9 protein-coding genes are annotated in these 12948 nt (G+C 64.7%); 6 read left to right on the plus strand and 3 right to left on the minus strand.

Annotated features, from left to right (window positions below; genetic code table 11):
* Window positions 1-43: 43 nt before the first annotated feature.
* The 6 genes from G481_RS22505 to G481_RS0101285 all read left to right on the plus strand — a co-directional run bounded on the left by G481_RS22505 (window position 44) and on the right by G481_RS0101285 (window position 6954).
* Window positions 44-1918: a choice-of-anchor I family protein gene (locus tag G481_RS22505; protein ID WP_051294226.1), complete on the plus strand. Its 1875-nt coding sequence runs from the start codon at window positions 44-46 to the stop codon at window positions 1916-1918.
* Window positions 1919-2025: 107 nt separating this feature from the next.
* The gene (locus tag G481_RS26335) at window positions 2026-2187 is read left to right on the plus strand and encodes a hypothetical protein (RefSeq protein ID WP_169728707.1); all 162 of its coding nucleotides are present in this window, start codon (window positions 2026-2028) and stop codon (window positions 2185-2187) included.
* 5 nt (window positions 2188-2192) lie between these two features.
* The gene (murA, locus tag G481_RS0101270; RefSeq protein ID WP_028028391.1) at window positions 2193-3461 is read left to right on the plus strand and encodes a UDP-N-acetylglucosamine 1-carboxyvinyltransferase; all 1269 of its coding nucleotides are present in this window, start codon (window positions 2193-2195) and stop codon (window positions 3459-3461) included.
* Window positions 3461-3940, plus strand: a complete 480-nt coding sequence (locus G481_RS0101275) for a DUF2948 family protein (RefSeq protein ID WP_028028392.1) — start codon at window positions 3461-3463, stop codon at window positions 3938-3940. The genes murA and G481_RS0101275 overlap by 1 nt, the downstream gene beginning before the upstream one ends.
* A gap of 117 nt (window positions 3941-4057) precedes the next feature.
* Window positions 4058-5467: a YcjX family GTP-binding protein gene (locus G481_RS0101280; RefSeq protein ID WP_028028393.1), complete on the plus strand. Its 1410-nt coding sequence runs from the start codon at window positions 4058-4060 to the stop codon at window positions 5465-5467.
* A 419-nt stretch (window positions 5468-5886) separates the two neighbouring features.
* A complete protein-coding gene (locus G481_RS0101285) occupies window positions 5887-6954 on the plus strand; it encodes a helix-turn-helix transcriptional regulator (protein ID WP_028028394.1) in 1068 nt (355 codons plus the stop codon).
* A gap of 431 nt (window positions 6955-7385) precedes the next feature.
* Here G481_RS0101285 and G481_RS22510 read toward each other — a convergent pair whose 3' ends face one another.
* The 3 genes from G481_RS22510 to G481_RS0101300 form a co-directional block, all read right to left on the minus strand.
* The gene (locus G481_RS22510) at window positions 7386-9440 is read right to left on the minus strand and encodes a calcium-binding protein (RefSeq protein WP_084450566.1); all 2055 of its coding nucleotides are present in this window, start codon (window positions 9438-9440) and stop codon (window positions 7386-7388) included.
* A 440-nt stretch (window positions 9441-9880) separates the two neighbouring features.
* Complete coding sequence (locus tag G481_RS0101295; protein WP_028028395.1) at window positions 9881-11200, minus strand: HlyD family type I secretion periplasmic adaptor subunit; 1320 nt, start codon at window positions 11198-11200, stop codon at window positions 9881-9883.
* Window positions 11197-12933, minus strand: a complete 1737-nt coding sequence (locus tag G481_RS0101300) for a type I secretion system permease/ATPase (RefSeq protein WP_154664492.1) — start codon at window positions 12931-12933, stop codon at window positions 11197-11199. Before G481_RS0101300 ends, G481_RS0101295 begins: the two co-directional genes overlap by 4 nt.
* Window positions 12934-12948: the final 15 nt, after the last annotated feature.

Consider the following 12948-nt stretch of genomic DNA (forward strand, 5'->3'; position numbering starts at 1 on the left):
CCGGCCGTGGCTACCCCGGGCGCAAGAAACGCAGGAGGTTTTCATGGCTTACGATCTGGCACGCGAAAGCGGCATTTCCCTGACGCATCGACTCGATTCCGGCGCAGGCGAGGCCGGGTCCGAGGTGGTTTCGCTGGCGGCCGGCAAGGTCTGGGTGACGAATGGCGCCGATCAACGCATCGACATCTTTGACGCCGCGTCCGGTGCCAGCCTTGGCAATCTGGACCTGAGCGGCATCGCCGGGTTCGCCGGGCTGACCTCGGTCGCCTCGAACGGCACGCTTGTCGCGGCCGCGATCAACCGCGCGCCCATCGCCGGCATCCCGCAAGGCGGCGCCATCGCGATCTTCGATGCGGCCACCCATGCGCTGGTTTCGGTGCAAGAGGTCGGCAACCTGCCGGACATGGTGCGCTTTTCGGCCGATGGGGCGCAGATCTATGCCGCGCTCGAAGGCGAATACAGTGCGGATTATGCCGAACAGGCTGCAGGCGGCATCGCGGTCATCGACATCGATGGCACCGACTTCACCACGAACACCTATGGGTTTGCGGCCTATGACGGCATGGAAGATGACCTGCGGGCCCTGGGCGTGCGGATCTTTCCGGGCGAAAGCGCCTCGGTCGATTTCGAGCCGGAGTATATCGCGGTCGACCCCGTGTCGGGCAACCTGCTGGTGACGCTGCAAGAGGCGAACACCGTTGCAGTGTTCGACCTGACCAGCCGCAGCTTTACCAGCCTGTTGCCGCTGGGCACCGTCGATCATTCGCTCAAGGGCAATGCGCTGGATGTCAATGACAAGGATGGCGCGATCGACATCAAGCCCTGGGATGTGCGCGGCCTTCGGATGCCCGATGCCATCGCGGCCGTCGAGATCGGTGGTCAGGGCTATTTCCTGACCGCGAACGAAGGCGATGACCGCGGCGAGGCGCAGCGTGTGGGCGACATCCTGGCCGGCAAGGTGGCGGGCGTGTCGATCGACGCCGCGGTCAAGACCACGGGGCTGGAGCGGCTGAACATCTCGACCGTCGATGGCGATACCGACGGTGACGGCGATATCGACGTGCTGCATTCCTACGGCGGCCGCAGCTTCACGATCTTTGATGCCGACGGCACTGTGGTCTTTGATTCGGGCGCCCAGTTCGAACGTCTGATCGCACAATACCGGGTGCCGAATGCCTTCAACAACGATACTCGCGGCAGCGATCCGGATGTGGTCAGCGACAACCGTTCGGACAACAAGGGCCCCGAGCCCGAGGGCATCGCCGTCGGCGAGATCGGTGGCAAGACCTTTGCCTTTGTCGGTCTGGAGCGTGACAGCGGCATCATGGTCTATGACATCACCGACCCGGCCAAGGCGACCTTCGCCACCTATATCGAATGCAGCAGCGAAGGCGATGTCTCGCCCGAGGTGGTCCAGTTCGTTCCTGCCGAGAGCAGCCCGACGGGCGCGCCGATGCTGGCGGTGTCCTTCGAGATTTCGGGCACGACCTCGCTGATTTCGCTGGCTGGAACGGCGGTTGTAGGGCGCATCCGCTATGTGGGGGCGAATGGCTCGCTGCTCGACGACCGGCTGACCGGCCTCGGCGATGACGACGTGATCGCTGGCGGGGCAGGCAGAGATACGCTGATCGGTTACACGGGCAACGATACGCTGATCGGCGGCACCGGCAACGACGTGCTTCGCGGAGGCGCTGGTGAGGATGTGTTCGTTTTCCGCGCCCATGACGGGCGCGACCGCATCGCCGATTTCGAGGCGGGCGATCTGATCGACCTGACCGCCACGGGGCTTGCCTTTGAGGATCTGGTTATCGACGAGCGGACAGCGAATGTTTCGGTCGTTGGTTTGGGAAATGGGCGGATCTGGGTCAATCACGAGCCAGGCTACGATCTGACGGCTGAGGACTTCCTGTTCGCCTGAGCTGGGCGCCAGGGATAGACAATCCCGGGGGCGCCCATGCGGCGCCCCCTTGCGCATTGCCCGGGCGCGATCTGGACGGCCTGCCTGGCTTGGGCTAATTACGGCACATGACCGCCTCCAAGACCCCGAAGAAAAAGCCGACGGCCCCCGACAGCCGCGAGGCGCGCCTCAAGGCCGCGCTCAAGGCCAATCTGGCGCGCCGCAAGATGCAGGCGCGCGAACGGGCCGCCGGGGACGAGGACGGCGATAACGGGCAGGACGAAGGATAACGGGCATGGACGCCATTCTGGTGCGCGGCGGCGCGGAACTGAACGGGGAAATCCCCATCGCAGGCGCCAAGAACGCCTGCCTGACCTTGATGCCCGCAACGCTCTTGTCGGACGAGCCGCTGACGCTGACCAATGCGCCGCGCCTGTCGGACATTCGCACCATGACCCAGTTGCTGCAATCGCTGGGCGCCGAGGTGCAGGCGCTGCAAGGCGGGCGGGTGCTGGCCATGTCCTCGCATGACGTGACCAGCCAGCACGCCGATTATGACATCGTGCGCAAGATGCGGGCGTCCATCCTGGTGCTGGGGCCGCTGCTGGCGCGGTTCGGCCATGCCGAAGTGTCGTTGCCGGGGGGCTGCGCCATTGGCGCGCGGCCGGTCGATCTGCACCTCAAGGCCATGGAGGCGCTGGGGGCCGAAATGGACCTGCGCGATGGCTATGTCCATGCCAGGGCACCGCAAGGCGGGTTGAAGGGGGCGGTGATCGACTTTCCCTTTGTCTCGGTCGGGGCCACCGAAAACGCGCTGATGGCGGCCGTTCTGGCGCGCGGCACCACCCAGATCCGCAATGCCGCGCGCGAGCCTGAAATCGTCGATCTGGCGCAATGCCTGCGCCGGATGGGCGCGCAGATCGAGGGCGAGGGCACATCGACCATCACCGTGCAGGGCGTCGACCGATTGTCGGGGGCCACCCATCCGGTGGTGACCGACCGGATCGAGCTGGGCACCTATATGCTCGCGCCTGCAATCTGTGGCGGCACGGTCGAATGTATCGGCGGGCGGATGGATCTGGTCGCGGCCTTTGCCGAAAAGCTGGATCAGGCTGGCGTTTCGGTCGAGGAAACCGCGCGCGGGCTGAAAGTGTCGCGCAAGAATGGCCGCGTCAGCGCGGTGAACGTGACGACTGAACCATTCCCCGGCTTTCCGACCGATCTTCAGGCGCAGATGATGGCGCTGCTGTGCACGGCTGACGGGGTGTCGGTGCTGGAAGAGAAAATCTTCGAGAACCGCTTCATGCATGCGCCGGAACTGATGCGGATGGGCGCGAAGATCGACGTGCATGGCGGCACCGCCACCGTGACCGGGGTGGACCGGCTGCGCGGCGCCCCGGTGATGGCGACGGATCTGCGCGCCTCGGTCTCGCTGATCCTGGCGGGGCTCGCGGCCGAGGGGGAAACGCTGGTCAAGCGGGTCTATCACCTTGATCGCGGATATGAGAGGGTCGAGGAGAAGCTGGGCGCGTGCGGCGCGTCGATCGAACGGGTGGCCGACTGATGGTGGATGCGCGGTTCGAGGATGGCGGGGAACAGCCCCTGCGGCTGAAGGCGGAAGCGGCCGAAGACCTGCCGGTCGTCTCGGCACTGGTGCAGGATGCTGTCTTGACCGGGGCCGACATGGGCTTTTCGCGCAAGGGCCGCCGGTTCGACGTGCTGCTCAACCGCTTCCGCTGGGAGGACCGCAGCGCCGCCGAGCGCGCGCGCCGCCCCTTTGAGCGGGTGCGCAGCGTTCTGAGCGTGATGGATGTGATTTCTGTGGCCAGTCAGGGCCTTGGCAAGGACGACAAGGCGGCGATCCTGTCGGTGCTGGCGCTGGAGTTCGAGCCGGGTGAGGATGGGACGGGTGTTCTGACGCTGGTGCTGGCCGGGGATGGCGCGGTGCGGCTGACGGTCGAATGCGTGAACCTGACGCTGACCGATGTGACACGGCCCTATCGTGCGCCGTCGGGCAAGGTGCCGCAGCATCCCGAAGGCTGAGTTCTGGTTTTTCCGGGGCATCGTGCTTAGGTGGATCGGGCGACCCCCTCGCGGCCGGGGGCCAGCCCCCGGACCCCCGGGGTATTTCCGGCAAGATGATGGGGACGGCTCGGGTTCATGGGTGTAACGGAAATCGCGCAGGATCTGGCGCATGGGGTGGAAAGCCGGGTCTCGGCGCTGTCCGAGGCGCTGTTCGATCCGGTGATCCGGCTGGGCGTGACGGGCCTTGCGCGGGCAGGCAAGACGGTGTTCATCACCTCGCTGGTCTCGAACCTGCTGGACCGCGCGCGGATGGCGCAATTGCGCGCCGCGGCGGACGGGCGGATCGAGGCGGTCTGGTTGCAGCCCCAGCCTGACGATACCGTGCCGCGCTTTGACTATGAGGGGCACCGGGCCGCGCTGACCGGCCCGGCGCCGCATTGGCCCGAGTCGACCCGTGCCGTGTCGGAGCTGCGCCTGTCGTTGCGGTTGAAACCTGCGGGGTTCCTTGGTTTGACCGGGCCGCGCAAGGTGCATCTGGATATCATCGACTATCCGGGGGAATGGCTGCTGGATCTGGCGCTGATGGATCTGTCCTATCAGCAATGGACCGATGGCGTGCTGGCGCGGGTCGCTGGGCGGGACGAGGCGGCGGGTTACCGGGCTGCCTTGCAGGGCCTGGCCGATACCGGCTGGGACGAGATGGTCGCGCGGCGTCTGGCCGATGGCTGGCGCGATGTGCTGGCGGCTTTGCGCAAGGCGGGGCTGTCGGATGTGACGCCGGGGCGGTTCCTGATGCCGGGCGAGCTTGACGGATCGCCTGCGCTGACCTTTGCCCCTGTCCCGCGGCCCGAGGCGCCGGCGCGCGGCGGGCTGTGGCGCGAGATGGAGCGGCGGTTCGATGCCTACAAGTCGCGCGTGGTGCGGCCGTTCTTTCGTGACCATTTCGCGCGGATCGACCGGCAGGTCGTGCTGGTCGATGCGCTGGAGGCGATCCATGCCGGCCCCGCGGCGCTTGAGGACATGCGCCGGGCGATGGCGGGGATCCTTCAGGCCTTTCGGCCGGGGCGCGGCGGTCTGCTGGCCGAGCTGATCGGCGGGCAGAAGGTGCAGCGGATCCTGTTCGCGGCGACCCGGGCCGATCATCTGCATCATGCCCAGCATCCGCGCCTGGCCGCCATTCTGGCCGCCATGCTGCGCGAGGCGCGTGACCGGGCGGATTTTGCCGGTGCCCAGACGGCGGCCATGGCGATTGCCAGCCTGCGGGCGACGACCGAGGTTGACCTGTCGCGCGGGGGCGAGACCATTCACGCGGTGCAGGGCATCTTGCAGGCCACCGGGCGCCCGGCGGCCATGTATGCGGGCGATCTGCCTGTCGACCCGTCCCGCCTGCTGGCACCGGCGCGCGAGGGGGCAGGGGCCTGGCTGGACGGCGATTACGGCATCATGCGGCTGGCACCGGCCCCCTTGGATTTGCGGCCAGGGCAGGGATTGCCGCATATCCGCCTGGACCGGGCGGCCGAATTCCTGCTGGGCGATCGGCTGTAGTTGCCCGATCCGGGGCTGCGGCACGTCGGGTCAGCGGGACTGATCCGCGCACGCACGCCGCGAATCGTCCGGTTTTGCAATTGCAGCATTGCGCGCTGGATTGCAATACACACCAGATGTGCGCTGGTCTATTGCCAATATTCAATCTTAAATTGTATTGCGCGGCACTTGACGGTGGATTCCGGGATGTCCTGGTGGATTTTGTGGCGCGCAGGGGCAATTTCTGATAAGCTGATCCTGTGGGGTCGTGTGTTGTCCAGTGATGTGGTGATAACAAATTCAAGGCCATTTTCTGGCCCATGCTTTATTGGCCGACATGCTTGATTTTCGTCAAGCTGTCGCCTGACAAACTTTGCTTGCGACCCCGGGCGTTCTTGCGGTGCCGAATGATTCAGTTGGGTATTCGTGACGGGGGGGCAATGCAACAGATAAATGCTGCCCAAGCGGGGCAGGCGGATTTTGACGAGTTTCTGGATCGCCTGCGCAATATCACCCAGATGCAGGCGATCCTGGGGGGATTCTTCGATTCCGACATTCGAACATTGCGCGAGCCGAGACTATCGATTGCGCCAGACGTTCACCCGGATATTTCAGACGATCTGGTCAGGCGGGCCACTGCACGGCTTGCGGTATTCAGCGCCCTGCGATCAAAGCCGGCTGTCGATCAAGAACCGGCCTTGGTGCCAGAGGATCCGGTGCGCTTTCCGATCTGGACCCGGCAGGGCGATCTGCTGATCGGGATCGGCAGGCCGGTGGCGCGCATCTATCCCGTGGTGGCCTGCATCCGTCCGGCCAGGACCAACCGGCCCGAGGTGCAAGAGCTGCTGGGAATGGGGCTGGCCCATGTGGCCCATGCCTTGACCGAGCATGTCTATGCCCGGCCTGTCTGGCCCGAAGGGCTGGCCGAGGCGACGCTGAAGATGCTGTCGATCGCCTATTTCGTCGTCAACGCCAACGCCGAGATCGTGCATGACGGGCGCGGCGCGGACGAGATGGCCGACACGGCCTGGAGTGTGGCCAACGGCCGGCTTTCGCTGGCACAGGACGCCGAACGCCTGGCGCTGCTAGGTGCGATCCATGCGGCCGTTTCCGACCAGCAGCGCGCGTCGATCGTGTCGGTCTCGGTCGGTTTCGGGCTGGTGCGCCTTGCGGTGGTGGCGCCGCTGAAGACAGGCGATCAGCCTTTGGCGCTGGTGTTGTTTGAAGGACAGCGCACCGATCACAGCGCGCTGCGCGAGCATTTCTTTCGCGCCTATTCCCTGACCCGATCCGAAAGCCTGACCGCGCAAGAGGTGCTGAACGGGCGGTCCCCGACCGAGATGGCCGAGGTCATGGGCCTGTCGGTGGCAACAGTGCGCAGCTATCTCAAGCAGGTGTTCGCCAAGACGGGAACGCACCGGCAAAGCGAGCTGATCTCGCTTTACTATTCGTCGATCCTGCCTGTCGGAACGTCGATTGCCAGGGCCGGCGCGCACCGGCAATCCTGATCGGCGATGGTGCCCCGGCCATGGTTCCGGCCGACGATTGAGATCTGCCGGCGAAACAATCGGTCGTTGTTGTCCGCGCGTGGCCGAATAGTGCCGGCGGGAGCGTCATGGTAAATTGACAGGGCAAACGTTTGGATGGGTGGGGGTTGCCACACTCGCCAAAGCGAAGTGCCGTCCTCCGGGACGGTGCCCCGGAGGACGGACCGAGGATGGGGTCTTGTCCGTGGCCTGGTCTTCCCCGGCAGAGCGCCCCCCAAAGGGGCGCTCTCTTCGCTTGATCCCGGCGAAAACCGAAGCACCGCCCTCTTTCAAGGACGGTGCCCCGGAGATCGGACCGAGGATGGGGTCTTGTCCGTGGCCCGGTCTTCTCCGGAAGAACGCCCCTTGCGGGGCGTTCTGTTCTTTTCGGAGAATGGGCTCGGCCTCCCGGATCACTCGGCCAGCAGGTTGATGTAGAGCGTGCCGTTCTGGATGAACACGTTGGCATCCTGCTCGACGAACATGTCCGCGATCTGCTTTTCGGTCGTGCTGATCGTGGTATTCCCGACCCGGTCGGTGCTGAGGTCGCGGTTGCACCATTCGGGGTAGTCGTAGTCTTCCATGCAGTGAACTTCGGCCTGGTCGGCGTCGCAGACGAAGGGCGTGATGCACTTGTCCTCGAAGGTGATGATCCCTTTGCCGTCGCCGTCGATCCCCTGCTTGGTCAGGAAGTCGATCAGCGTCGATTCATCGAAGAAGGGATCGGTCGGGTCGATGCCTTCAAGCTCGGCCACCAGCCCCTCGATCAGCACCGAACCGCCATGGCTGGAGGAAACCAGCACATCGCCCCCAACGATCGAGGCCGACAGCGAGCCCTCGAAGGAGGTATGGAACACCACGCGGTCTTCCTGATCGGCGTCGAAGTCCTTGATAACGTTGTGGCCGATGTTCCGGTTCATGACATCGCAGGTGCCGTCGCCGTCCAGGTCAAGCTCGTGGCCGAACACGAAGTCGTCGCCATCGGCGCCGCCATAGAGCACGTCATTGCCTTCGTCAGCGATCAGGCAGTCGCCATCCTTGCCGCCCCACAGGGTGTCGTCGCCGGTTCCGCCCAGCAGCGTGTCGTTGCCGCCGCCGGTCTGGCCGGTATCGCCGCGCAACTGGTCGTTGCCGATGTTGCCGAACAGGAAGTCGTTGCCTTTGCCGCCATCAAGGCTGTCGTCGCCCCGGCCGCCGTCAAGCCTGTCGTTGCCGTCCTCGCCCCACAGCCGGTCCTTGCCGTCGCCGCCATCGAGGCAGTCGTCACCGGTGCCGCCATAGAGCCTGTCGTTGCCTTTATCGCCAGCGATCTTGTCGTTGCCAGCATCGCCCATCAGGCAGTCGGCACCTTGATTGCCATGGATGTGGTCATCGCCATCACCGCCAGAGACGGTGTCGTTGCCGTCGTTGCCGGCAAGCGTGTCGTTGCCGTCCTGACCATAGATCATGTCGTCGCCAGCATCGCCCACCGCAACGTCATCATCCTGACCGGCATACATGGTGTCGTTGCCATGGCCACCCGACATCGAGTCGCTGGCTTCGTCAGAGGCCGCGGTGCCGTCGGCATTGTCCCCGAACATCAGGTCATCGCCATCGCCGCCCGACATGCAGTCGGCGTTGTCATTGCCTTCCATGACGTCGTTGCCATTGCCGCCGAACAGCCTGTCGTCGTCGGCACCGCCCTGCAGGTTGTCGTGGCCTTCACCGCCGTACAGCGCATCGTTGCCGCGCTGGCCCAGCAAGGCATCATCGCCGTCACCACCATAGGCAGTGTCGTTGCCATCATAGCCGCGAATGGTGTCCTCATCGGAACCACCATAGGCCAGGTCATCCCCCGCACCAGCGTTGATGTAGTCGGCGCCTGCATTGCCGGCGATGATGTCATTCCCGGCAGCCCCATAGAGCGTGTCATCGCCCGCGCCGCCGGACATCATGTCATCGCCCGCACCACCGTTCATGAAGTCGTCGCCAGCCTGGCCGGCCATGCAGTCGTTGCCGTCGGCGCCCTTCAGGGAGTCGTCGTCCGAGCCGCCCAGCACCATGTCGTCGCCGGCGCCGCCATCAGCGCAGTCCTCGCCCGAGCCGCCAATCAGCAGGTCCGAGTCGTCGCCACCGGCCAAGGCGTCATTCCCGCCGCCACCGGCCAGAACGTCACGTCCGGCACCGCCGGTCAGCTCATCGTTGCCCTGGCTTCCGCCAAGCTCGTCGCCAAGCAGAATGTCGTTGCCCTTGCCACCGAACAGGTAGTCGTTTCCCGCATCGCCGCGCAAGAAGTCATCTCCCCCGTTGCCGGCAATGGTGTTGGAATTGGCGTTCCCGGCAATATGGTCGTTCCCGCCAAGGCCCTTGCCCTTGTTGACGCCGGGAATGTCCTTGAAATCCCCGTTGTCGCTGTTGGGCGTGCCACCCAGCCAGCTCACGCCAGACACTGCGGCCCAGGCATCGCTCCATGTTTTCATCGTAGCCATGATATTTTACCCCCAAATGGATCTTCATGATGCCCACCAGCCCCCATTGCCGGGAACCTGCGGCGCTCTCGAATCCAGGCCAGAAACACCCGGATAGGCACAGTGAATCATCTGGTGGCCTGTCCAGATACCCGCATTTGGGGGTAAATTGCCCGAGGGTCAGAATTCCTTATCCCGGTTCGAATAAAGGTGTCCGGGGGACTCAATATTGGATCGGCCAAATTTCTGCAGCGCAGAGTGAATTGATTTGTGCAGATTCAATCATGGGGCGATCCGCGGAAGTCGACCATCAAGGGGCGTATTTCCGGATGGCATGATTCAATTCCTGGAATTCGGATCAGAATGAATTATTGAAAATGAAATTCCCGCAGCCATGGCCGGCTGCGGGAATTGATTTCCCCTCAGACAGGTCAACAGATATCGCCCAATATGGGCCGGGATCAGTGGCCTTCCCGCATCGCATCCTTGAAATAGCGGGTCAGCGGCTGGGTCAGATAGGTCAGGGGCGAATATTCACCGGTCCGCAGGAAGGTATCGACCGGCATTCCGGGGATGACCACCTGGCCTTCGTGCAGCTTGGCAAGTTCGGCCTCGGGCAGCTCCACCTCGACCCGATAGAAAGACGCCCCGTTCGTCGGGTCGGTAAAGGCATCGGGCGAGATCCGCGTGACCCGGCCCAAAAGGTCGGGCGTTTCGCGCATGTCGAAGGCGCGAAAGCGGATCACCACCTCTTGGCCGATATGGACCGAGTTGATGTTGATCGGGCTGACGCGCGATTCGATCACCATGGGGCGGTCCTGCGGGATGATGAACAGCAGCGGATCGGCCGGCCGGATCACCGATTGCTCGCCCAGCAGCCGCACGTCGTAGACCACGCCCGTCAGCGGGGCGCGGATCTCCATCCGGTTGAGCCGGGTGGTCAGGGCATAGCGCCGTTCGGCCAGCTCCATTTCGCTGATCTGAAGATCGCGCAAGGTGGTGATGGCCTCTTCCCGGCGCTGGCTGTGCATGCGCAGCATCTCGATCTTGATTTCCGAGATGTTTTCCATTGCCTGCCCGCGCCGGGCCTGCATCTCGCCGATGGAACCGGCCAGACGGGCCACCTCGCGGCGCAGGTTCAGAACGCGGGTGCCCTGGGCCAGCCCGCGTTCCAGCAGCGTTTCCTGGCCGGTTTTCTCTTCCTCGGTCAGCTCGATCTGCCGCTGCAACGAGGCGCGCTGCGCGTCGATCCCCTCGACCTGCTGTTCCAGTTGCAGTTGCTGGTTTTCCAGCTGGGTCAGACCCTGGCGAAAGCTTTCCAGCCGGGCCTCGAACAGCGATTTCTGGCCGCGCATCAGCGTGGCGATCCGCTCGTCCCTGGCCGCCGCCTCGACAAGGGCGGGGTCAAAGACGATGTCGGTGGCACCATCGCGTTCCGCCTCCAGCCGGCCGCGGCGCGACATCAGCTCGTAAAGCTGGCTTTCGATGATGCTCAGCTCCGATTGCGGCAAGGTGGGGTCCAGCTGGACCAGCACATCGCCGCGGGTGATCGAATCGCCTTCCTTGACCAGCACCGCCTTGACGACCCCGCCGTCGGGGTGCTGCACTGCCTGGCGGTTGCGATCGACGATCACCCGGCCCGAGGCAACGACGGCGCCGTCGATCTGCGCCTGGGTCGCCCAGATGCCAAGACCTGCGATCATGATCGCCATGGCACCAAAACCCACAAGGGTCGGAAGGCGCGCGGTGGTATAGCCGGGGGTATGGGCTGCGTCGGTCATGCCAGCCCCCCGACCGCCTTGCGGATCACCTGAACATTCGCCAGCATTTCCGACATCACCTGTTCCCGCGGGCCCCAGGCCTTGCGGGTGCCGTCTTCCAGCACCAGCAGCTTGTCGCATTCCTTGATGGCAGATGGCCGGTGCGCCATGATCATCACCGCGTTCCCAGCCTCTTTCATGGCGATGATCGCGCGGTTCAGGGCAACCGATCCCTCGTTGTCGAGGTTCGAGTTGGGCTCGTCCAGCACCAGCAGCACCGGATTGCCATACAGCGCCCGCGCAAGGCCGATGCGCTGGATCTGCCCGCCCGAAAGCTGGGTGCCGATGGATTGCACGGGCGTGTTGTAGCCTTGCGGCAAGCGCAGGATCATGTCATGCGCGGCGGCCTTGCGGGCGGCCTCGATCACCCGTTCATGGTCGAACTTCTGCGACAGCCGGGCGATATTCTCGGCCACAGTGCCATCGAACAGCGACACGCGCTGGGGCAGGTAGCCGATATATTCCGACAGGCGTTCCGGGTGGTATTGATCAAGCGGCGCGCCATCGAGCTTGATCTTGCCCGATGTCAGCGGCCACACCCCCGTCAGGCAGCGTGCCAGCGTCGATTTGCCCGCCCCGCTTGGGCCGATCACGCCGATCGCCTCGCCGGGGTTGATGCTGAAGCTGACCTGCCGCAGGGTCGGGGCCTTGCCTTTGGGCGGGGTCACGGAGATGCCCTGCACCTCCAGCCGGGCCCGCGGGCGGGGCAATTCGACGGTCGGCTTGTCCTCGTCCACCTCGGCCAGCAGGGCGGCCAGATTGTCCCAGGCCCGCTTGGACCGTTGCACCATCGGCCATTGGTTGATCAACGTCTCGACCGGCTGAAGCGCGCGCCCCATCAGGATCGACGAGGCGATCATCACGCCCGGTGCGATCTGGCCTTGCAGCACCAGATAGGCGCCCAATCCCAGCATGGCCGATTGCAGGAACATGCGGAAGATGCGCGACAGGCTGGAGAATGTGCCCCCCATATCGGCCGAACGCACGCTCAGATCCAGCGCCTTCTCGCGCGAGCGGCCCCATTTCTCGAAGGCGTTCGACTGCATCCCAAGGCTGCGGATCGTCTCGGCCTCGTCGCGCAGCTGGTCGGCGTAGCGGTCCGAGACAAAGCCCGAAACCGCCGCCTTCACGCTGGATGTGCGGGTGCTGTACTGGTTCAGCACGGCCGACAGCGCCAGAAGGCATCCGCCCGTCACGGCAAAGGCGCCGATCCACGGGTGGAAATAGCCAAGGCCGATCAGAAAGACTGGCGTCCAGGGCGCATCGAACAGCGCGGCAAAGACCGGCGAGGCGTAGAAGCGGTTCACCGCCTCGAGATCCTTGAGCTGTTGCCCGCTGCCGGTCTTTTCGTCGATCTTCTGGTCCGATACCGACCGCTTGAGGATCGCGTTGAACACCCGCCGGTCAAGGCGCGCCTGAAACCGCGCGCCCATCCGGGTCAGCAGCCGCCCCCGCGCCCAGTCAAGCAGGCCCATGATCAGGAACATGAAGGCCATCAGCGCGACCAGCGCGACCAGCGTGGATTCCGACCGCGCGGACAGCACGCGATCGTAGGTTTGAAGCATGAACAGCGGCCCTGTCAGCATCAGCAGGTTCATGAACAGGCTGAACAGACCGACCGTGACCATGATGCCGCGCAACTCGCGGCGCACGTCGCGCAATTCGGACAATCCCGAAAAATTCGCGTCTTGCATCACCGGATCTCCCCC

Source organism: Gemmobacter nectariphilus DSM 15620 (assembly GCF_000429765.1).
GTDB classification, from domain to species: Bacteria; Pseudomonadota; Alphaproteobacteria; order Rhodobacterales; family Rhodobacteraceae; genus Wagnerdoeblera; species Wagnerdoeblera nectariphila.